The sequence below is a fragment of the Sphingobium psychrophilum genome, assembly GCF_012927105.1.
Classification (GTDB): domain Bacteria; phylum Pseudomonadota; class Alphaproteobacteria; order Sphingomonadales; family Sphingomonadaceae; genus Sphingobium; species Sphingobium psychrophilum.
Map to the genome: position 1 here is coordinate 172,044 of NZ_JABBFV010000009.1, position 20,084 is coordinate 192,127.

General features: G+C 60.3%; 31 protein-coding genes. 13 read left to right on the plus strand and 18 right to left on the minus strand.

Annotation, left to right across the window (positions count from 1 at the left end; translation table 11 throughout):
- Window positions 1–27: 27 nt before the first annotated feature.
- The 13 genes from HHL08_RS14210 to HHL08_RS14270 all read right to left on the minus strand — a co-directional run bounded on the left by HHL08_RS14210 (window position 28) and on the right by HHL08_RS14270 (window position 11,232).
- Window positions 28–1,176, minus strand: coding sequence for a GGDEF domain-containing protein (locus HHL08_RS14210; protein ID WP_169573794.1), 1,149 nt, complete (start codon window positions 1,174–1,176; stop codon window positions 28–30).
- A gap of 31 nt (window positions 1,177–1,207) precedes the next feature.
- Window positions 1,208–3,031, minus strand: coding sequence for a M2 family metallopeptidase (locus tag HHL08_RS14215; RefSeq protein WP_169573795.1), 1,824 nt, complete (start codon window positions 3,029–3,031; stop codon window positions 1,208–1,210).
- A 53-nt stretch (window positions 3,032–3,084) separates the two neighbouring features.
- The gene (locus HHL08_RS14220) at window positions 3,085–3,858 is read right to left on the minus strand and encodes an alpha/beta fold hydrolase (protein ID WP_169573796.1); all 774 of its coding nucleotides are present in this window, start codon (window positions 3,856–3,858) and stop codon (window positions 3,085–3,087) included.
- A gap of 43 nt (window positions 3,859–3,901) precedes the next feature.
- Window positions 3,902–4,540 carry a DUF2238 domain-containing protein gene (locus HHL08_RS14225; RefSeq protein WP_169573797.1) on the minus strand — a complete coding sequence of 213 codons (639 nt, stop codon included), beginning with the start codon at window positions 4,538–4,540 and terminating at the stop codon, window positions 3,902–3,904.
- Window positions 4,541–4,548: 8 nt separating this feature from the next.
- Complete coding sequence (locus HHL08_RS14230; RefSeq protein ID WP_169573798.1) at window positions 4,549–5,574, minus strand: aspartate-semialdehyde dehydrogenase; 1,026 nt, start codon at window positions 5,572–5,574, stop codon at window positions 4,549–4,551.
- 112 nt (window positions 5,575–5,686) lie between these two features.
- Window positions 5,687–7,912, minus strand: coding sequence for a S9 family peptidase (locus tag HHL08_RS14235; protein ID WP_169573799.1), 2,226 nt, complete (start codon window positions 7,910–7,912; stop codon window positions 5,687–5,689).
- 206 nt (window positions 7,913–8,118) lie between these two features.
- On the minus strand, window positions 8,119–9,243 hold the full coding sequence (locus tag HHL08_RS14240) for a tyrosine-type recombinase/integrase (RefSeq protein WP_169573800.1): 1,125 nt from the start codon (window positions 9,241–9,243) through the stop codon (window positions 8,119–8,121).
- Window positions 9,244–9,466: 223 nt separating this feature from the next.
- The gene (locus HHL08_RS14245; RefSeq protein ID WP_169573801.1) at window positions 9,467–9,835 is read right to left on the minus strand and encodes a hypothetical protein; all 369 of its coding nucleotides are present in this window, start codon (window positions 9,833–9,835) and stop codon (window positions 9,467–9,469) included.
- Complete coding sequence (locus HHL08_RS14250; RefSeq protein ID WP_169573802.1) at window positions 9,828–10,205, minus strand: hypothetical protein; 378 nt, start codon at window positions 10,203–10,205, stop codon at window positions 9,828–9,830. Before HHL08_RS14250 ends, HHL08_RS14245 begins: the two co-directional genes overlap by 8 nt.
- A complete protein-coding gene (locus HHL08_RS14255) occupies window positions 10,198–10,662 on the minus strand; it encodes a hypothetical protein (RefSeq protein WP_169573803.1) in 465 nt (154 codons plus the stop codon). The genes HHL08_RS14250 and HHL08_RS14255 overlap by 8 nt, the downstream gene beginning before the upstream one ends.
- Entirely contained in the window at window positions 10,659–10,847 is a 189-nt protein-coding gene (locus HHL08_RS14260) for a hypothetical protein (RefSeq protein WP_169573804.1), read from the minus strand. Before HHL08_RS14260 ends, HHL08_RS14255 begins: the two co-directional genes overlap by 4 nt.
- On the minus strand, window positions 10,844–10,981 hold the full coding sequence (locus HHL08_RS14265; RefSeq protein WP_169573805.1) for a hypothetical protein: 138 nt from the start codon (window positions 10,979–10,981) through the stop codon (window positions 10,844–10,846). Before HHL08_RS14265 ends, HHL08_RS14260 begins: the two co-directional genes overlap by 4 nt.
- A complete protein-coding gene (locus tag HHL08_RS14270) occupies window positions 10,978–11,232 on the minus strand; it encodes a hypothetical protein (protein WP_169573806.1) in 255 nt (84 codons plus the stop codon). Before HHL08_RS14270 ends, HHL08_RS14265 begins: the two co-directional genes overlap by 4 nt.
- Window positions 11,233–11,294: 62 nt before the next feature.
- On the opposite strand from HHL08_RS14270, the gene HHL08_RS14275 reads away from it, so the two are divergent.
- The 3 genes from HHL08_RS14275 to HHL08_RS14285 are packed head-to-tail and all read left to right on the plus strand — an operon-like array spanning window position 11,295 to window position 12,155.
- Window positions 11,295–11,495, plus strand: a complete 201-nt coding sequence (locus HHL08_RS14275; protein WP_169573807.1) for a hypothetical protein — start codon at window positions 11,295–11,297, stop codon at window positions 11,493–11,495.
- 40 nt (window positions 11,496–11,535) lie between these two features.
- Window positions 11,536–11,913, plus strand: a complete 378-nt coding sequence (locus HHL08_RS14280; protein ID WP_169573808.1) for a hypothetical protein — start codon at window positions 11,536–11,538, stop codon at window positions 11,911–11,913.
- A 14-nt stretch (window positions 11,914–11,927) separates the two neighbouring features.
- Window positions 11,928–12,155, plus strand: coding sequence for a hypothetical protein (locus tag HHL08_RS14285; RefSeq protein ID WP_169573809.1), 228 nt, complete (start codon window positions 11,928–11,930; stop codon window positions 12,153–12,155).
- Between the two features lie 24 nt (window positions 12,156–12,179).
- Here the strand turns inward: HHL08_RS14285 and HHL08_RS14290 are convergent, their stop codons facing one another.
- The 4 genes from HHL08_RS14290 to HHL08_RS14305 all read right to left on the minus strand — a co-directional run bounded on the left by HHL08_RS14290 (window position 12,180) and on the right by HHL08_RS14305 (window position 13,867).
- Window positions 12,180–12,569, minus strand: a complete 390-nt coding sequence (locus tag HHL08_RS14290; RefSeq protein WP_169573810.1) for a hypothetical protein — start codon at window positions 12,567–12,569, stop codon at window positions 12,180–12,182.
- 68 nt (window positions 12,570–12,637) lie between these two features.
- A complete protein-coding gene (locus HHL08_RS14295) occupies window positions 12,638–12,847 on the minus strand; it encodes a hypothetical protein (RefSeq protein WP_169573811.1) in 210 nt (69 codons plus the stop codon).
- Window positions 12,844–13,560: a phage antirepressor KilAC domain-containing protein gene (locus HHL08_RS14300; protein ID WP_169573812.1), complete on the minus strand. Its 717-nt coding sequence runs from the start codon at window positions 13,558–13,560 to the stop codon at window positions 12,844–12,846. Before HHL08_RS14300 ends, HHL08_RS14295 begins: the two co-directional genes overlap by 4 nt.
- Window positions 13,561–13,600: 40 nt before the next feature.
- A complete protein-coding gene (locus tag HHL08_RS14305; RefSeq protein ID WP_169573813.1) occupies window positions 13,601–13,867 on the minus strand; it encodes an Arc family DNA-binding protein in 267 nt (88 codons plus the stop codon).
- On the opposite strand from HHL08_RS14305, the gene HHL08_RS14310 reads away from it, so the two are divergent.
- From HHL08_RS14310 to HHL08_RS14320, 3 genes are all read left to right on the plus strand, one after another.
- Window positions 13,866–14,153 carry an Arc family DNA-binding protein gene (locus HHL08_RS14310; protein WP_169573814.1) on the plus strand — a complete coding sequence of 96 codons (288 nt, stop codon included), beginning with the start codon at window positions 13,866–13,868 and terminating at the stop codon, window positions 14,151–14,153. The genes HHL08_RS14305 and HHL08_RS14310 overlap by 2 nt on opposite strands.
- Window positions 14,154–14,299: 146 nt before the next feature.
- Window positions 14,300–14,590 carry a type II toxin-antitoxin system RelE/ParE family toxin gene (locus HHL08_RS14315; protein WP_169573815.1) on the plus strand — a complete coding sequence of 97 codons (291 nt, stop codon included), beginning with the start codon at window positions 14,300–14,302 and terminating at the stop codon, window positions 14,588–14,590.
- Between the two features lie 29 nt (window positions 14,591–14,619).
- Window positions 14,620–14,946, plus strand: a complete 327-nt coding sequence (locus HHL08_RS14320; protein ID WP_169573816.1) for an addiction module antidote protein — start codon at window positions 14,620–14,622, stop codon at window positions 14,944–14,946.
- Window positions 14,947–14,990: 44 nt separating this feature from the next.
- Here the strand turns inward: HHL08_RS14320 and HHL08_RS14325 are convergent, their stop codons facing one another.
- Window positions 14,991–15,416: a hypothetical protein gene (locus tag HHL08_RS14325; RefSeq protein ID WP_169573817.1), complete on the minus strand. Its 426-nt coding sequence runs from the start codon at window positions 15,414–15,416 to the stop codon at window positions 14,991–14,993.
- Between the two features lie 184 nt (window positions 15,417–15,600).
- Here HHL08_RS14325 and HHL08_RS14330 point away from each other — a divergent pair, with 184 nt between their 5' ends.
- The 7 genes from HHL08_RS14330 to HHL08_RS14360 all read left to right on the plus strand — a co-directional run bounded on the left by HHL08_RS14330 (window position 15,601) and on the right by HHL08_RS14360 (window position 19,977).
- Window positions 15,601–16,029, plus strand: a complete 429-nt coding sequence (locus tag HHL08_RS14330; protein WP_169573818.1) for a DUF3168 domain-containing protein — start codon at window positions 15,601–15,603, stop codon at window positions 16,027–16,029.
- A gap of 67 nt (window positions 16,030–16,096) precedes the next feature.
- Complete coding sequence (locus HHL08_RS14335; RefSeq protein ID WP_169573819.1) at window positions 16,097–16,531, plus strand: phage tail tube protein; 435 nt, start codon at window positions 16,097–16,099, stop codon at window positions 16,529–16,531.
- 1 nt (window position 16,532) lies between these two features.
- Window positions 16,533–16,982 (plus strand): gene transfer agent family protein, encoded by a 450-nt coding sequence (locus HHL08_RS14340; protein WP_169573820.1) that lies wholly within the window; start codon window positions 16,533–16,535, stop codon window positions 16,980–16,982.
- Between the two features lie 29 nt (window positions 16,983–17,011).
- Window positions 17,012–17,176 (plus strand): hypothetical protein, encoded by a 165-nt coding sequence (locus HHL08_RS14345; protein WP_169573821.1) that lies wholly within the window; start codon window positions 17,012–17,014, stop codon window positions 17,174–17,176.
- The gene (locus tag HHL08_RS14350; protein WP_235955060.1) at window positions 17,176–17,649 is read left to right on the plus strand and encodes a phage tail length tape measure family protein; all 474 of its coding nucleotides are present in this window, start codon (window positions 17,176–17,178) and stop codon (window positions 17,647–17,649) included. The genes HHL08_RS14345 and HHL08_RS14350 overlap by 1 nt, the downstream gene beginning before the upstream one ends.
- On the plus strand, window positions 17,642–19,723 hold the full coding sequence (locus tag HHL08_RS14355; protein ID WP_169573822.1) for a phage tail protein: 2,082 nt from the start codon (window positions 17,642–17,644) through the stop codon (window positions 19,721–19,723). Before HHL08_RS14350 ends, HHL08_RS14355 begins: the two co-directional genes overlap by 8 nt.
- Before the next feature lie 50 nt (window positions 19,724–19,773).
- The gene (locus HHL08_RS14360; RefSeq protein ID WP_169573823.1) at window positions 19,774–19,977 is read left to right on the plus strand and encodes a hypothetical protein; all 204 of its coding nucleotides are present in this window, start codon (window positions 19,774–19,776) and stop codon (window positions 19,975–19,977) included.
- The last annotated feature ends 107 nt before the right edge of the window (window positions 19,978–20,084 follow it).

The window sequence follows — 20,084 nt, forward strand, 5'->3', positions numbered from 1 at the left end:
ATCTCGGACGTTCGCGGGAGCGCCCGGCTAAGCCGCTTCCTGCCAGATGCTGATGCGGTCCTTGCCGTCCTTCTTGGCGGCATAGAGGGCCGCGTCCGCGCGCGCGACCATATCCTCCAACTGCGCGTCGGCGGCGACCAGTTCGGCTACGCCGAAACTGGCGCGCAGCCAGACGTCGGGAAAGCCCGGCAGCGCAAGATGGCCCACTTCCACGCGCACCCGCTCCATCACCTCGGCGGCGGCGGCAGCGCTGGTGTTCATCAGCAGCAGGCCGAATTCGTCGCCGCCCATCCGTCCTACCACATCGCCGCGGCGCACCGCGCTGGTCAGCAACTGGGCGAACCCCTTGAGCGCCTGATCACCCGCAATATGGCCATGGCCATCATTCAGCGCCTTGAACCCGTCTAGGTCGCACACGACCAGCGCCAGCGGCATGCCGTGCCGTCGGGCCAGCGCCATCGCCTGGCCCGCCGCCTCGTCCAGTCCCCGGCGATTGAGCACCTGGGTCAGCGGATCGTGGCGCATCTGCGTGCGCAACTGCTGAGCCAGGTCGCCCGCGACCACCAGCACCGCCGTCACCGCGGTCGCCACATAGATGGTCGGCATGAAGATGCTGAAGATCAGGCGGTAGAGATCTTTCCCGATTTCAGGACCGCGAATCAGCATGGCCGATCCCGCCAGCGCGAACTGGACGATGACGAAGGCCAGCAGCGCAAGAAAGAACACCAGCTCCGGCGGCGTGAACGACCGGCCCTTGGGCCATAGTGACGCGGCGCTCACCGCCAACAGTCCGCCGACATAGGTTGGAATGATTAGGCCCTGCATGATCTGGCTGCCTACCGGGCCGATGGCGAAGGCCATGGCCAGTATCACCAGCATGGCGGGGACCACGAACCATGCCAGCCGCAACGGTTTGCCAGATCGCTCGCGGATACCGATGGCGAGCAAAGACCCGCTGATGATCAATCCCACGCCGGTTACGATGAACCAGCCCGGACTTTTCAGAAAAAAGCCGCAGGCATTGGCCGTCCATTGCACCATGCCCATGGCATAGGATGCGGTCCATGTCAGGACATGCCTTTGCCGTCCGAAATGCAGCCATGCCACAGTCAGCGCGACGGTCATGACGGCGGCGGTGCCGAACAATAGGGAAAGGAGAATGGCTGGCGCGTTCATGCGCCAGCCATTTACCAAGATTTACTCCGGCTTACCAGCCGCAAGTCTTGCCTTTATTTTGCGTAATCAACCACTTCTGCAATGGCGCGAAATAATTGACCAACGCCTTGCCTGACATTTCACGGCTGCCGGTAAAGGCCTGGAGCGCATCGGGCCAGGGCTTTGACGCGCCCATCTGCAACATCGCGTCAAGTTTCGCGCCTACAGCCTTGTTTCCATAGAAAGAACAACGATGGAGCGGCCCTTTCCAGCCCGCCTGCTTGCACGCTGCTTCATAGAATTGGAACTGTAGCACCCGCGCCAGGAAGTAACGGGTGTAGGGCGTATTCCCCGGAATATGATATTTGCCACCGGCGTCGAACTTCGTCTCGTCGCGGGACACGGGCGGAACGATGCCCTGATATTGCAGGCGCAGGTCGGTCCAGCTCTTTTCATACTGGCTCTGCGGAATCGACCCGTCGAACACGCCCCAGCGCCATTTGTCGATCAGCAGGCCGAACGGCAGGAACGCGACCTTGTCCATCGCCTGGCGCAGCAGCAGGCCTGTATCCTTGTCAGCGCCCGGCACCTTGGCGGGGTCGAGCAGGCCGATCTTCACCAGATAGTCGGGCGTGATCGACAGCGCCACGAAATCGCCGATCGCTTCATGGAAGCCGTCATTGGCGCCATCCAGATAGAGCGGCTTTTGCGCCTGATAGGCGCGCTGGTAATAATTATGGCCCAGTTCATGATGGATGGTGACGAAATCGTCGCCATTCACCTTCGTACACATCTTGATGCGGATATCGTTCTTGTTGTCCAGATCCCACGCCGATGCATGGCAAATCACCTCGCGGTCGCGCGGCTTGGTGATCTGCGAACGGTCCCAGAAGCTTTGCGGCAGAGACTCGAAACCGAGCGAACTGTAGAAGCCCTCTCCCGTTTTCACCATCTTCACCGGGTCATAGCCCTTGGCCTTGAGCAGATCCGTGGTGTCGAAGCCCAGATCGCCCGCCCCCGCCGGCGCGACGATGTCATAAATATTGCCCCATTCCTGCGCCCACATATTCCCCAGCAGGTCGGCGCGGATCGGGCCACTCTTGGGCTGCACCGCATCGCCATATTTCTCATTGAGCTTGGTGCGGGTATAGCAATGGAGATCGTCATAGAGCGGCTTGACCTCCGCCCAGATCTTGTCGGTCAGCTTGGCGAAATCGTCGGCCGGCATGTCATATTTGGACCGCCACATCGCGCCCGTGTCGGCAAAGCCCAGTTCCTTGGCCCCGGCATTGGCGATGCCGACCAGCTTGGCATAGTCGGCCCGCATCGGCGCGCCGACATTGTCATGCCAGCTGACCCACATTTCCTTCAGTTCTTCGGGGTTGCGGTTCTCCCCCATCTGCTCCTCGATGTCGCTGCCGTTTATCGGCTGGCCCTTCAACGTGCCCTTGCCCTTGCCATAGGCGGATTGGAGCTTGGTCGCGAGGTCGTTCAGTTCCTCGGCGGCGCCCGGCGTCGTGGGCGCGGGCAGCGTCAGCGCGGTGCGCAGCAGCGTCAGCCGCCGCTTAGTCTCTTCGCTCAGCCCCGGCGCGGTCGCGAACTTCGCGGCCGCCAGCGCATAATCGACCCGCTGCTTGGTGTCGATCGCGCCGAAATAGGACGCCATCGCGTCGGTATCGTCGGTGATATAGGTTGCGTTGATCCACGCCGCGCGCCCGCTGACGATAGACTGGTCGAACAGGGTCTTCTCAGCTTGGGCCAGGAAGGCGTCCGCTTCAGCCGCGGTCGGCGCGGCAGCGGCAGGTGCCTGCTGCGCCATCACCGGCAAAACAACGAGGGCAGCCGCAAGCGCGGCCATCGATATAGCGATTTTCATGGATATCCCCTGATCGGTTATGACGGGGAAGGTGGCTTGCCGCGCCGATACAGTCAAGCCGTCAGGAAATCGATCATCGCCTGCCCCAACTCCTTGCGGGTCACGGCGTTCATATGATTGCCTGGCACCTCGACATAGCGCCCATCGGGCAGCACTTCGGCCAGTTCCTGCGCCACGCCATTATCGCGATCATCCGCGCCGCAGATCACCACGGTCGGCTGCGGGAATCCGGCGATCGTCGCCTCGTCGGTATCGACGAAGGTGTTCAGGATATGGAGTAGCGCCACCGGATCGCCCTTGGTGGTCTTCAGGAACGCCTCTGTCATCCATTGCGACGTGCCGCGCTCGAACGTGCCAAGGTTGGTCAGGACGTTGCGGTAATAGCCGCCATTGTCGAGCGTGCTGACAAGGCCGCGCAACCCCATCCCCGCCAAAATCACGCGACGTGGGCTGGCACCACGCGCCAGCATCCGCACCGTCGTCCGTGCGCCCAGCGAATAGCCCCCCAGATCATAATCGGTCAGCCCCAGCTGGGCGATCAGCCCCAGATTGTCGTCGGTCAGCGCATCGGCTGGATAGGCGGCGGGATCATGCGGCTTGGCGCTTTCGCCATGGCCGCGCAGGTCCGGCAGGATCAGTCGAAATCCCGCCTCCACCAGCTTTGCGGCATGGCCGTAGCGAATCCAGTTGGTAAAGGCGTTGGAGAAATAGCCATGGATCAGCACCAGGTCGCGGGTGCCAGCTGTCTTGGGCCCGACCATATGCACCGCAATCGGCAATCCGTCGAAACCCTTAATCTCATGGCGTTCGATCGGCAGGTCGGTCATCGGGGCATTTCCTCTTGGGCTTGGATGCCTTGCCGATATGGCGTCAGGCGCGACGGCGCAAGAGCGGGATCAGCGCCAAAGTACTGCCGACCTGCGCGGCGGCCATGTCCTTCTGCGCGTCCCAGACGTCACCCTGCTGACCGTTATAATAGTCAGCCGTCTCACCCGCCGCCAAGATGGTGAGCAGCCATTCGAAAATCTCGTAAACCGCGCTGCCCAGGCCGATGGCGGCAAAGGCGAAGGTCATGCTCCAGCGCATTGGCAATCCGCCATGACGCCCAGCCACCTCCGCGATCGGCGCGGTCAGTAATGCGCCGAAGCCGAAATGCACCAGCCGGTCATAGCCGTTGCGCTCGGTGCCAAAGAGGCTGGAGATATCGTGCCCGCTCAGCGCCCGCGCCCAGTCGTCATAGGGCACATAGCTATAGATCCAGCGCGCGCCCAAAGTGTGCAGCAGCAGGAAGAGCCAGATACAGGCGACCGAAGATGTGGAAAGCGGCCAGCGGCGCAACAGCCAGGGCGTAGCCAGGATCAACGCGATCGTCGGTCCATGTTGGAGCGGGGCGAGGTCGGGATAGGGTTGCGCGATATTGGCAAGGCCAACGGCGCAGAGCAGCGCGACGATCATCCGGCGCTGCGCGATCGGAAGAGCCTTCCACATCGCAGCAGCGCCGGCAATCATGACAGGCGTCAGCCCTTCTTGAGGTGGCGACGGCCGAGCAATTCGGCGATCTGCACCGCGTTCAGCGCCGCGCCCTTGCGCAGGTTATCGCTGACGCACCACAGGTTGATGCCGTTCTCGATCGTGGAATCCTCACGCACGCGGCTGATGAAGGTGGCGAAATCGCCGACGCATTCGATCGGCGTGATATATCCGCCATCCTCGCGCTTATCGACCAGCATGATGCCCGGCGCTTCGCGCAATATGTCCTGCGCTTCCTTGGCCGAAATCTCATTCTCGAACTCGATGTTGATCGATTCGCTATGGCCGACGAACACCGGCACGCGCACGCAGGTCGCGGTGACCTTCACCTTGGGATCAAGGATCTTCTTGGTTTCCGCGACCATCTTCCATTCTTCCTTGGTCGACCCATCGTCCAGAAAAACGTCGATATGCGGGATCACGTTGAAGGCGATCTGCTTGGTGAACGTCTTGGGTTCGGCCGGATCGCCAACGAAGATGTTGCGGCTCTGCTCGAACAGTTCGTCCATGCCCGCCTTGCCCGCGCCGGACACCGACTGGTAGGTGGACACCACCACGCGCTTGATCTTGGCGAAATCGTGCAGCGGCTTCAACGCCACGACCATTTGCGCTGTCGAGCAGTTGGGGTTGGCGATGATGTTCTTCTTTTTATAGCCGTCGATCGCGTCCGGGTTCACTTCGGGCACGATCAAGGGCACGTCCGGGTCCATGCGATAGAGCGAGCTGTTGTCGATCACGACGCAGCCGGCCGCCGCCGCCTTGGGCGCATAAATCGCCGTCGGGCCGCTACCCGCAGCGAACAGAGCGATGTCCCATCCGGTGAAGTCGAAATGCTCGATATTCTGGCATTTCATGGTCTTGCCGCTATCACCGAAATCGATGGTCAGCCCCTGCGACCGCGACGACGCGACCGCCGCAATCTCGTCAATAGGGAACTCGCGCTCGGCGAGAATGGTCAGCATCTCGCGGCCCACATTCCCCGTGGCTCCGACGACGACGACCCTATAACCCATGACAAAAGACTCCAGTTCAACGCAGGATTGCGGAGTGCGCGCCATAGCGATGTGGCTACAATTGTCCAGAAAGAAGGGCTTGCCTGCCGCAAAACCCTCCTCCAGCGTAATTTTATTTCGAAGCCACGTCCGCCCCTCCCGCATGTTCGGCCAGAAAATGTTCGATCGTCTTCCACAGGTGGACGCTGACGCCCGGCCCGCCGACGCGATGGGTCTGGCCCGGATAGGCCATCATCTCGAACGGCACCGCCGCGCCCTGCATCTTGGCCATCAGCGCGGTTGCATTGTCGAACACCACATTGTCGTCGGACATGCCGTGGATCAGCAACAGCGGATCAACGATCTTCACCGCGTCATCCACCGCGCCCGACGCCGGATAGGCGCTGGCCTTGTCCTGCGGCTGACCCAGATAGCGTTCGGTATAATGGGTGTCGTAGAGCTGCCATTTGGTCACCGGCGCCCCCGCGACCGCCGCTGCGAAAACTCCTGGCGCCTTCTCCAGCAGCTTGACCGACATATAGCCGCCATAGGACCAGCCATAGGTCGCGATAAGCTTGGGATCGACAAACGGCTGGGCTTTCAACCACGCCACCCCCTTCAACTGGTCATCGACCTCCACCGTGCCCATGGCGCGATACAGATGATCCTCGAACGCCTTGCCGCGATCGGGCGTGCCGCGATTGTCGATCGCAAATACGATCCAGCCGCGATCCACCAGATATTGGTTCAGCGCACCGCTCCATGTGTTGGTCACCTGCCGCCCGCCGCCCGGACCGCTATAATGGATCATGAAGACGGGGTAGCCCTTTCCCTGCTCCATCTTGGGCGTCATGATCTTGGTATAGAGCGTCGTCCCATCCGCCGCCTTCACCGTGCCGAAGCGCGTCTGCACATGGCCCGCGACATAGGGCGCATAGGGGTGGTTGCCCGTCAGCGCATTTTCCGACAGCCATTGCAACTGCTTGCCGCCGCTGTCGGCCAGATAGACCTGCTTGGGCTGGTCGCTATTCTGGCGCGTCACCACGACCCGGCTCGCCGCGCCGTCCATCACCGCATCGTTCCACCAGCCCTTCGCCGTCAGCGCCCGCGCCTGCCCAGCCTTGCCCAACGGCGCGACATATAATTGCTGTTCCAAAGGCGTTTCCCGATTGCCGGTAAAATAAACCAGACCCTTGCCCTCATCCACGCCCACGACGTCGCGCACCTCCCAGTCGCCGCTGGTCAGCGCCGTCCATTTGCCGCCGTCGATGCGATAAAGATGCCCATGGCCGCTCTTTTCCGACCACCACAGGAAACTGCCGTCTTTCAGCGCATGGAAATTGTTCGACAGGTTGATCCAGCTTTTCGCCGTCTCGGTCAGCGCCACCCGCGTCTTGCCCGTAGCGGGATCGACCGCCAACAGGTCGAGCCGTTTCTGATCCCGGCTCTCGCGCTGGACATAGAGCGTCCTGCCGTCCTTCGACCAATCGACGCGCGCGAGATATATGTCCTTCTCCGCGCCCAGGTCGACCTTAACCTGGCTCGATCCATCAGGCTTCATCACGAACAGGTCGACGATCGCGTTGGGCGTGCCGGCGGCGGGATAGCGCTGCTGATAGACTTTCGTCCCCTCCCCGCCGATGGCGGTGCGGGTGACGATGCCGACCGGGCTTTCATCGACGCGCGCGACCGCGATCAACGCATCGTCGGGCGACCACCAATAGCCGGTGCGCCGGTCCATTTCCTCCTGCGCCACAAACTCTGCCACGCCCCAACTGACCGTATCGCTCGCCCCCTGCGTCAACTGTCGTTCCGCCCCACCGATCGGCTGGGTGAACAGATTGCCGCCGCGCACGAAGGAGACATAGCTGCCCTTGGGACTGACCACGCCGTTCAACTCGCCATCGGGCGTATCGGTCAGCCGCGTGACCGTCCCGTCCAGCCCGGCGAGATACAGGTCGCCATCCACCGGCACCAACAGGCTCTTGCCGTCATGTGCCCAATCATAGCTGGTAATGCCCGTGCTTCCCGCAACGCTGCGATCGCGCTCCCGCTGCATCTTCTCCGCTTCGGAAATCTCGGCGCCGCTGCCGGTCTTCTTCGAATCGACCAGCATCCGCTCCGCGCCCGTCTTGCTGTCGATCGCCCACAGGTCGAGCCGTTCCTTCTCGTCAGCACGGGGTTTCAGCAGCGTCACCAACGATCCATCCGGCGACAATTTCAGCGCACGCGGCTGCGGCCCGGCCAGGTCGGGACTGGCGAACACGCGCTCCAGCGTGAGCTGTTCCTGTGCGCTGGCGGGGACTGTGGAGAGCAGCAGCGCACCAAGGGCCGCGCCGGCTTTCAGATAGGGGGGCATGATCGTCCTTTCCGGTCGGCGCAGACGCACCGCATGATCGCGCAGACTTAGCGCGACGAATTAGAAAAGATCAATGCCGGGAAATTATCTGTCCTGCCATGATCGCCTGGATCATGGTGGGCGCGGCAGGGATTGAACCTGCGACCCCACCCGTGTGAAGGGTGATGCGGCCTTCGCATAACTTGTTGCGGACAATACCATTTCTGTCATTCCTCTTCTGCGATTGTACGCGATTTGTACGAATCAGCGCTAGTGGAAAGTGAAAGCCCGGTGCTTTTTTCGGCGTCCCTCAGGCCTCGGTAGAAGGCGTCATGGACCTTGCCGCTGACTTCTTCCGCGTGGGTGTAGGTGCGCTTCATCAAGGCTGTGTCAGACCACCCGCCAAACTGTCCTGCAGCTTTTTCATCGATCGACTGGCGCACGTTCATTTCCTGCCCGAAGCCATGGCGGCCTGCAGCGTGGAACGGGATATAGACGATGCCTGCAGCCTCGCACGCCTTCTGCCAACCCTTGCGCGGGCTGGACCGATCGGCAAAACCGAACAGGCGCAAGTTCTCATCCGTCCGCTTCGCCCCACGCGGGTGCATCAGCGGCAGCGCGCGCAATTCCTCGACCAGCTCAGCCGGGATGTCCAGCCAGCGGTCGTCCAGGCCCTTGGCACCTGGGATGCAAATCCTGCCATTATCAAGATCGCAATGCTGCGTTGGACGCATCGCTATCGCTTGGCTGATGCGCGCGCCAGTGACAAACATCGTCAAGGCCAGCGCGGCATGACGTTGCGGCGCGTGCTGGCGAAACTGCAGCAGCCATTCCCAGCTTCCCGGCGCGTGCTTCGCCCGTCCGCGCTGCCCTCTCGCCTTGTCCTGCGCCACACGCTCCTGCTTTGAGAAGCCCTTGACCCGGAACGCCTCGCCCTTGTCGCTGTCACGAAAGCTGTTGATGACAGAGCGCACGGGAGTGATGACCTGACGTGTCCATGTATCTGTCGATGCCTGCGGATAGAGCCGCCGCGCCAGATTGCGGACATCGCGTGGGGCGATCGATGATAGCAGCTTGGACCCCCATTCCGTCACGATCGGAATCAGGTAGGCCGCCGTCTTCGCATTCGCCGGATAGATCATCACCGCCTCCGCAAAAGTCAGGGTTTTGTTGGCACCAAGGACGTGTTCATTTATGCGGCGCTCTTCTTCGTCGCGGCACCACGCCCACCCGCCCGCTTCTTCAGATGCTCCAGTGCTGCATCGGTAGTATTCCGTGATCGGCTTGCCGAGATATTCGACCCGGCCCTTTGCCCACCAGAGCGCTCCCCGCCTATAGGGTTCGAGCGGCATCGTTTTTCTCCGAGAATGACATCCATCTGCGCCGGGGTGATAAGCATCACGCGGCCCAGCTTATAATATTCGCCCAGCTTATGGGCTTTGTCGCGCAAGGTCCGCTCTGACACGGGCATCCCGCGTCCGGCCAGGATCTGCACCCATTCGGCAGGCGGGCGTCCACGGTCTAGGATCGCAGAGCCTGTCTTGTCCTGTAGGTCGCTGTGCTGGTGCGCCCCCATCACCCCTCCCCAATCGCAGCATCGATCATGGCGCGGTAAACAAGAGCGGCGCGCGTCCCCTTGCTTGGCGTATGGTCTAGCGACTTCATTTCCGGCTCGTCACGAAGCCACTGCGGGACCTCGCGGCCTGAACATTCCAGATGCCTGAACAACGTCCGCGGCGTGGTTGGCTTCATGTCCATCCACATAATGATTTGCCAGGCCAGGCCGCCCCACTGCAACTCGCTCGGATCGCGCAACTCCTTGAGGGCGGCGATGGCCAATGGCTCGTAATAGCGCCAGCGGGGACCATCGTTCGCCATGATTTCGTTAGGATCAAACCCGGCGTCCGCGCACATCGCCCGCGCCACCCTCTCCACGCTACTCATGCGACGGCTCCTTGTTGGCGGGAGTGAGGGCGTCAACAATATCGACGGCCCATGAATGGAGGACATCCCTGTCCATTGTTGGCCGGTATTCTTTAGCCAGCCGCGCCAAGCGCTCCCCCACATCCGCCCGATCCAACAGGGCGGGAAGGGCGTTGAGGGCAGCGGTGATGAGGCGGGCGTTGTCGCGTCCTTCGGGGAGGCTATCGTTGAACTCGGCAAGAATGATCGGTTCGAGGTCCTCTCCTGTAACATAAATGTCCGCATAACGCCCCGGTCCATCGGGAGGGATAACGCCTGCATCCCATGCCCAATCCCCCGGCGTCGCCTTCGCCAGCAGCTCGCGCAGTTCTGCGATGGTGGCGTCAGTCATGGCCGTCTCCTTGGGATTGGGCGCGGGCGCGTAGGGCGGCGGCGGTTAAAGCTAGGGCTGGCGTTGCTCCCCATCCCATCGCATCGCCTTCATGGTTCCAGCGGGCCAGATGCGCAGACCAATAATTTGGCACAGGCGATGGGATGTTGAGATACTTGCGCGGGCCTTTGATCTCATGCCAGCTATCAGGAGGCACCAGCGTCATGGCGGCGTCGATCGAGGCGGTGTAGGCTGGCAGCCTATCACGAAGCCCCTGCCCGCGGTTGCTCTTATTGCCCCAACTATCCGCCCCGCAATCGATGCATTCAAATCCTGTGTCGCTTTGCGCGCCGCTTCTCACTGTGTTCGCGTGCCTACACCAGCCAAGAACATCGTAGTGGATCGCCGCATCTACCTCTCGATCTGGTCCAGACTCCACCCGCTCAGCCAGCGCCAACATCGTATCCCGATCACTCACGACCCCACCTCCACCGCCCGCAGCGCCATAAATGGCCGGGATTGCGGGTCAACGTCGTCGGTGAACATGCGCTCAATCTCACGATCTTCGGCACGATGCTCAGCACACATCAGGCCGTGGTCAGCCGGTTTGCCGATGCACTCTTCGGACATGGCGCACTGGTCCTTGCCGTGGCGGTGTTTCATCGCGCCTTCCTCTCAGCAAGCGGCACCGTCCATTCACGATGGCCGCGGGGTTTCGGCTCGACCAGCCGGGGCGGGTTGCTCATCAGGGCCAGCGTCTTTTCGCGGATGGCGATTTGCAGCGGGGTTCGGGTCATGCTGCCTTCTCCCGCGCGCGCGATTCCGCCTTTCGATCACACTTGCCCTTGGCCAGCATGATAGCCGTGTCCAGATTGATGGCCTCCGCCGTCTCGGTATCCTGGCCCACCCGCACCGTCGCCAGCATGTTGCCAGCCTTGCAGTCGGTGGACGGACCAACCGCGCCAAGCTGGACGATCACCATGTCGGCGCTGGCATCGCGGACCTTCATCAGCAGCGTGCCGATCGCGTTGATTTCTTCGGAGGTCATCACAAAATCTCCCGCGTTGCGACTTTGCCATCGCCGCAACGCTTTATCCCTGCCGCGCCCAGATGGATGCTGCGACCTATGCCATGCGCCAGAGCGAGGGCTACAGTGAGGGCGATGTGCGGATCATCGTTCTTGTCGCAGGGCTTGGCACAGAGATCACCACGGATTGTCAGATCAGCGTTTCCGGCAAGCGGTGGATGGTCGGCAGCGCGGAGTTGGACGCGGCTTCGAGTCATTGGGTGCTGCGTGGGCGTAAAGCGTAGCGGCGGTCTTGGCGGGAAGGCGAAGAGCCTAACGGCAGAAATGCGCCGCCAACTCGCTACTGCCGTTGAGGCGGTTTCCGAAGACGTTCTGCGTGACGCGCAGTTCAGCATCACGTCTGGGTCAGTCAGCGGGAAAAGCCACAAGCCAAGCGCCCCTGGCACGGCTCCGAACAACAACAGCGGTCACCTGGCTGATGGAATCGTCATCACCGGCACGCGCGGTGCTCTGACCCGTCAGATCGTCAGCACGGCTGAATATGGTGCCATTCATGAAATGGGCGGCTCCACCGGAACGGCGACGCTACCCGAACGTCCATACATGCGCCCCGCCGCCAAAAAGAACCAAACATCCGGTGTCGCCAAGATGCGCGCGGCGGTTGACCATGTGATTAGCGGCGGTAAGTTCCGGCAGGATTGAGCAGGGGGGATTCGATGCGCTGGCATATATTGATCTTGGCGCTTGCTCTTGCGAGTTGCAGTGCAGGCAAGGAAGCCGAAGAGAAGTATCACATGGTTGAGAAGGCCAAGGGCGGCAAACGGGAACTATGCACCGCGGCGGGGGAAGTGGCGGCAGCATATTTGGCCGACCGAAATCAGGTCGAGTATGAGCGCTGGAAATTGTACCGCGACACGAATTGCATGGCCGCGCGATACGAATAAGGCGGGCCGAAGCCCGCCGATAGGTCAGCCCAACCGCATCGCGTCGCGGGCGATTACCTCGATCAGTTCCTCAGGCAGTTGGCAGTCCTGATAGTCTTTCAGGATCATATCCAACTTCATGCCGACTTCCCGACCGTTCTTCGCTGGCATCCGCAGGGCGCGTTGCTGAACGGCAATGGCGCGATCATGGATGGCGTCACCTTGCGCCCTCAGGCTTTCGTAATTCGGCTCGATCCCGCGCGTGTTGTGAAACGGATGCTGCTCATATTCAGCCATGATTTGCCAGTATTCGGCGATCAGGTCGGCGAGGCTGGTTTGCGGCGCTGCCATGGCCGGCATTGCGACGGCGACGGGGGCAAGCGCAGCAGCAGCTAGAAACGCACGGCGCGATGATGTATTGGCAGAGGAAGCCATAACGCGGTCCTTTCGCGTTGAGGGTTAGGAGCGGCGCGGGGATTGCAGTCCCAGCGCCGTTCTGTTTTTTAGTTGCGAAATCTGCGACGGACATCCGTCGCGATTGAAATAAAGGTATCGAGGGCATCTTGTGGCCCATGGCGTTCTGCCAACATGCCAAAAGCTGCCGTTATCAACGTGTTTGCGGCCCATGCTTCATGCGGGCAGATCGCACGGGCGATGACGACGAGTTGCTCGGCTCGCGCGTGATCTTCGTCCGTCCAAGGTGGGGCGTTCATGCCCGCCCGCCTGAAAGGCGCTCAGCAAGCCGCTTTAAGCCTTTCGGGGTTATCATCATCTGCGCGATTGTCCGATCTTCCCCGCGCACCTGATCCCGGTAAGTATGCGGACGATGCTCAAGATAGCCACGATCTCGCTTATCGACATAAGCCTGGAGCGGGCCGATCCCGTTTTGGCGGAAAGCCCAGCGGTTGGTCTGCAACCAACTGGTGAACTTCTTTTCCGGCATATTGAGCATCTTGGCGGCGAGGCGCGGACCAACGGAGCCTTCGGACGTTTCCAGCAGATCCAGTGCTTCCGCCTTCGGGGCCAACTCTTCCACCTTATGCTCCAGCGCGATCACCTTCTCGCTGTAGGTGAGTAGGAAGCCACGCAGGGCGGCTGCATCGTTCAGCGCGACCATCGGGTCTGACACCCTTGCTTCGATTTCTTCCAGCCGCTTAACGATACGATGACGCAGCTGGATATCGTAGCCGGCGACCAGAGTAAGGGTCAGGTCTTTCGGAAGCAGAAACTCGCGATAGCGCTGGCCGTTCTGGGGGTCTGTCCAAAAGTGGACATACCCCTCTTGGTCCATATCCAAGGCCTTAAACATAGCGCCAGCGTCGCGCATAACGTGCTGGTGCTTTTTGCTCGTCAGTTCCGCTATCTCGCGTGTTGACATGGTGGGTAGCGTTCCGCCGCCCGATCCACTATGCATCAGGTCATTCATATAGATTTCCTTCTGTGTGAAGGCGTCGAACCTTGGTTGTCTAGGCCGTGGGGTTCGACGCCGCTTTTATGCCGCCTTCAACGAGACACAGGATCTCGTTGTTAATCGAACGACGGTTTTGCTCAGCAAGCTGCTTAAGCATATATCCCATCTCGACTGGGAAGCGGACGTTCAGGCGATATTCGCCCTCCTCCTCTTGCTTTGCGCGAGGCAATGCTGTTCTCCTTGTCATCAACTGCAACTTTGGTGTCGCAGTAGATAAATGACACCAAAATGAGGTGGCGTCAATGCGCAAAAATAGTGTCATGAAAGATAAGGATGAGGTGAGGGTTACTCTTCGCCTTCCGTCCAGCCTTTATGACGAGCTTCTAGTAAAGGCGACGGGCAGTCAGCGATCAATGAATGGGGAGATCATAGCCCTGCTCTCCGCCATTTTGCTGGAAGGGCAGGACGCCAGTGAGGCCGCGCTGTTGGAGGAATGGAGTAGCCTAAGAACCCGCATAGCCATCGCTGAAAACGACACGGCAAACATGCGTCAGCGTATGGCGTGGCTGGATGAGCAAATCGCCCGCTTGCAGGACAAACGGCCCTGACTCGACTCCTGGCGGAACCTCTGCCGTAATGGCGGCGAGATTCGGGGGGGGTAGCGCGTGGACGGCCAGACGGAGCGGCAATCGTACTTCACGCCAATCTGTCGTTTATAGTTGACACCATCATCCCTGTCGCTTATACAAGACAAATGGATTATGAAGTCGCCACCACGGACGAATTTGACGAATGGCTAGACAGCCAAGCCGTTGATGTTCGTGAAGCGGTTTCGACCCGTATTCTGCGCGCTCAGTCCGGCTTATTCGGCGATGTCGAACGGGTGGGCGACAAGGTTACCGAGATGCGTTTGCACACTGGACCGGGATACAGGGTCTATTTCACGATCCAAGGCCGGATTTTGATTATCCTACTCTGCGGCGGAGAGAAGAAAACGCAGAAAAAGGATATCAAGAAGGCAAAGGGTATGGTTGCTGACCTTTAACAGCATCGCCTTCGTTCGGGAGAAGCGGAATGGCACTCAAGATTAAACGCTTTGATGCCGCCAAGCATTTTGAAAGCGCCGAAGCGCAAGCTCGTCTTATTGATGATGCCCTTCGAAGCGGCAATACCGGCTATATAGCAAACGCCCTTGGGATAGTAGCGCGGGCGCGTGGCATGTCCGCCATTGCGAAGGATGCCGGGCTTAGCCGCCAGGCGCTCTACGCCGCCCTAAGCGAAAATGGCAACCCCTCGCTTGACACCATAGTCAAAGTGACAAAGGCGCTGGGCATAGACCTACACGCGGGGCCATCGGCGGCGAATGATGTGGCGGCCGGGAGAGAAGTGGCGCACGCTTAAGCCTCAAGGATTAGCCACAAACACCTTCGGCCCGGCCGCGCTCATTAATTGTAGCCGGTGCCTTCTGATATGTCGTTGACAACACCTAAGGCGTGTCGGGCAAAGGCCTCGACCCCGACAGGTCCATCAACGTCCTGAATAGCCCTAAGGCTCGCTCCAAGCAAAATGTTTGCCAGGGTGAAATGCCCAACGCCTTCCCCCACGATCTCCTTCGCTGCTTGGAGCACCACATTGGATGCCTCGATAATAGCTGCGTCCTGTTCAAATTTTTCGATTGGGTTGGTCATGCCGTGATGATATCCACTCAGCAGAAAATAGGAAGGCCCTGCGGCACAATGCACGACCCCGATGAGACATGCTTTGCCGAAGAGTTCATAGCCAAGATCATGCCCGCGCTTATCCGAATGGGCGATATCCGGGAATCGTCCATACTTAAGCTGGCAGACCAGTGCGAGAGTGAGGCGCACCATGCCCTATCAGTCGATGAAGAAGAAAGGCTGAACCACATGGCGACGGCGCTTCGGGCATGGGCCATAGAGGCGGCGGGGCCACCTCCATCCGATTGGCGCGCAGACCATCGTCGGGGCAATCTCAAGCTCATCACGCCTGATTAGCGTCCGTATAGGTTTCAGGCGGTCCTCCTACCATGCGACTATGCCCACAAACCTTGACCTCACCCAAGCGATCAGAGGCAAGATACTTGCCGCGCTAAAGGCCGATACCGACCTATCGGCCGTTGTGGCAGGCCGCATCTACCCTCAGGCCGTGCCCGCGACGCTGACATATCCTTATATCAAGATCGGCTCACCAATCACCACGCCGCAGTTCATCGACGGCGGCGACGGGTGCGATTACAGCGCTGCCATCCACTGCTTTACGAAGAAGAAAGGCGGCGCGCTCCCACCTGAGGAAATGGCCATGGCGATCAACGCCCATGTCGTGCGCATATTAAATGCGATCGAAGTGTCCGAAATTGGCGACAGTCTCACGCTGGACATCTTCCCACGGCAAGCGCAAACCATGCTGGACGGCGACGCCGATAGTTTCCACGGCTTTGTCACCTTCGACGCCAGCGCTTCCTAACTGCCGTCCGTAGAGCGATAGACCGCCCTCCCCCATCCTCCTGCCAATGTCACGCAGGAGCCTGTGAATGAGCTACCCCACCACCATAAAAGGCCAGAAGGTCGCGCTCCAGCTTGGCGATGGCGCGTCCACCGAAGTTTTCACCACCGTTTGCGGCATAACTACGAAGGGATTGCAGCGCACACGGGCGGTAAACGATTCTGAGGTTTGGGATTGCACCGATCCCGATGCCCTACCGCTGACCGAGCGCGAAATGGGCGCTGGGGACTGGACGATCACCGGGGAGGGACAGGCTGTGGCCGCCGAACTGGATCGCATTGAAGAGGCGTTTGAAGCCGCCGCAAACTGGCAGATCGTCTTTTTCGGGACCGGTACCACAATCACGCGCACATATCGCGGCAACGCAATCATGACAGATCTGAACCTTGGCGCAGTCAATGGCCAGAAGGCCAGCATATCACTCACGCTTTCCGGCAATGGCGAACTGACCAAGCTCCCCTGATATGCAGACCCACCGCGACCTTGAGTTTGGCGACGGAACCTATCGCTTCATGCTCACGATGGCAGGAATCCTTGCGATCGAAGAGAAGTGCAAGTCCCGCATTGGCGCGATCCACCGGCACTTGCTGGCAGGCCGGTACACCAAGGATAACGTGGATTTTGGCTATTCGCTTGAGGGCGATTACGGCGCGGTTGAGTTGCTGGAGATATGCCGCCAGGGGTTGATTGGCGGCAACAGCGGCTTCGTTGACGGGCGGGATATCACTGTCAGCGATCACCTCGCCACCCATCTGGTGCGCACCTATCTCCACCCCGAAAATGGCAGGCCGATCATCAAGGCATGGGATATCGCCACCGCCATCGTGCAGGCGTGTGTCATCGGATACGAGCCGGAAGGCGACGTAAAAAAAAAGAAATTGCCCCGCAAACCGAAAGCGACGGCCGTTTCGTAAGAGGCGAGATTGTCGGCAACGGCATAGTCATGGGCCGCGATACGCTGGCGATGCCGCTCTACGATTACACCGCTGCCCTTCATCACTTCAACAAGGCCAATGCTGCCGACGAGGAAGATGAGGTGCCTCTTTCTGATGACGATTTTGACGAGATGATGGTCGCTATGGCCGGTCAATCCGGGGGCCTACACTGATGTCCGGCACACCTCTTGAATTAATCGCCGTCGAGGTAAGGGCGGACATTGGGCAGTTAGAGCGCGAAATGACCGGCGCGGTGCGCGTGGTCGATCGCGGCATGTCCAATCTGGAAAATTCCACGATACGCGCCGAGCGAACTGTTGTGCGATCGGCGGGCGCGATGGCTAATGCTCAGCGCAATCTCGGACGGCAGTTCGCTGACGTCGGCGCTCAGTTGGCAAGCGGCTCGTCGCCGTTCCTTATTCTTGCCCAGCAAGCGCCACAAGTCGCTGATGCGCTGGCCGACACCGGAGGTAAGGCCGCGCGGGAGGCGGGCGATGTCGGCGTCGTGCATGTAGTTACTCCGCAAGGGGCCGACGAGATCGGCGGAATCTATACCGGCGATAAATGGGCGCTGCTGACCGGCAAGGGTCTGGCCTTCGTCCGACTGCCTGAAAGCAACGTAATCGCGGTGTGGCGTCGTGGGTAAGTTCACTGGCGCGATCATAGGGGCGGCGCTACTGACTGTTGGCGTTGTGACAGGCAACCCAGGCTTGGCGCTGGCTGGCGGGAACATGCTTATCGCAAGCACGGTGGCGCTCCTGCTCGCCCCATCCATGCCGAAACCGGACGCTGCCCAGACGCAAAAACGGGAGCCGCGCCCAGTTCGAACAAAGGGCATCGGCACGCGGCGCGTTTTTGCCAAGGCGATGTTTTGGGACACCAATCACAACGGCGAAACCGTGGATGTTCTGGCGTTCTTGTCGGGGCGCTCTCACGCGATGCGTCAACCCTATCTCAACGATGACAAGGTGACTATCGTCGCGGGCGTCGTGCAGGGCCTTGCCGATGGTGCTTACGCGACGGGGAAGGTTCTGGCGGGGGTCAATCTCGGCCTTGCCACCGAAACAGCCTTCCCGGCCGTGATTTCAGCGCTGCCAGGCATTTGGACTGCGGACCATCGAGGGGACGGCATTACTTCCGGCTATCTCATTAAAAAGCCGGTTAAAGCCAAAAACTATCTGGAAGTATATCCGCAAGCCGACAACACGATCCTGTCGGCTGTGTTTGACATGTCCTACCTGTTCGACCCTCGCGACCTCACCATGGATGCTTATGACCCCGACACATGGGTCAAGGCAGATCCACTACTCGACAATCCGGTGCTTGGCCTGCTCTGGTATCTGATCACCGACCGCGGTGTTGATTACGACACCCAGATATTGCCCGTCATAGATTATTGGACTTCCGCAGCGGATCATTGCGACGAACTGGTTGCGCTGAAAGGCGGCGGCTTTGAGCGCCGTTATCGCTGCTGCATCCTTTTCGACATGACGGGCGAACCGGCTGACATCATCAGCGAAATCCTTAAGACCTTTGACGGCTGGTATTCTGAGGACGCGCTTGGCCGGTACATCGTCTATTCTGGTCGCTATTACGAGCCGACCGTTGCTATCGGGCCGTCTCAGATCGTCAATGCTCGGCACCAGGGTTTTGTCGAGGATGAGGATTTCATCAATGAGATTCCCATCACCTACGTATCGGCTGAGCATGACTATAACGAGCCGGATGCAACGCCTTGGACCGACGAGGATGACATTGCCGAACGCGGCAAGGTAAATAGCACGAACTTTTCGCCGCAAACGCCCAGCCATTCTCAAAATCGGCGGTTGGCGAAGCGCTTCATGGCGCGCCAGAACGCGGCGGATAGAGGGACGATCACCACCAATTACGACGGCATGACTGTGATTGGCGAGCGTTTCATATGGCTCAATCATGTTGAGGCAGAAACAAGCTTCTACACCGGCGCGGCTGAAATCGTCACTTCTCCAGAAAGGGATATGCAGACCCTTGGTGTCTCGTTCGATTGGGTCGCCGTATCGCCGTCGATCGATAATTGGAACGCCGCCACAGAAGAGGGTGAGCCTGCTCCTGTAGAAGACAGGATAGCTCCTCTCCCCCTAGAGGCCCCAGTCATAACGGACACCGAAGCCGAACTAGGCGACGGCGGCTCCAGCGCCCGCATCCGCATCACGGTTGACGGCTTCGACCGCAACGACGTGACATGGTTCGCGCGCTGGAGGATCACGACCGACACGACATGGAACGAGCAGGAATATAGCGACATCGACCCCGGCCCGGATGCAGTCCTGTTGACGAGCCTTGTCCCGCTTGACGTGAGCGTTGACGTTGAGGTTGCTTATGGCGTGGGCGACGGGCGCGTATCGCCATGGTCGGCGCTGGAGGCTGTCAGCACATCGACGGCGGCGCTGGCCCCTGCCCCACCAACCGGCGTGTCTGGCACCGGGGGAACGCTGGAAGCCGATATCGCATGGACCAACAGCGCCAGCGCGAACCTTGCGTACAGCCGCGCCTATCGCAACACGACCAACACCTATTCCGGCTCCACGCTGGTCAGCGGGGATATGGCATCGGCGGCGGGAGCGGCGCAGTCCTTCCACGACGAACCTGCGGCGGGCGCTTGGTATTACTTCGTGCGCGGGTTCAATTCGGCCGGCACGGGTTCAGCAGCGGTCGGCACCGGCTTGGTGACGGTAGTTTGATAGGCCGCCGTCCGTAGAGCGACGCCGCGCTTTCGCCGCACGCTTTCGCCATGCTCAGCACCTTTCCGACCTGCCTTTTCAGCTTTGCGACGCGCGAGATCATGGTGCAGCAATCCACCGTGTCGGGCGGGCGTTCGCTTAGCGGAGACGATACGGTCATCGCGACCGATGGCGGGGGCCGTTGGGTAGCCCAATATGGCAGCGCGCCACTCAATCGCCGCGACAAGGTTCTGGCATGCGTGTTGCCTCATTAAGCGATGTTCCCGAGCGGCATAGCCATTGCCTCACGTAAATGCTCCCTACAGGAGATCACCCTCACGGACTATTCCTTGCGCGACTGGGGGCCGCGCAGCGGAGCCGG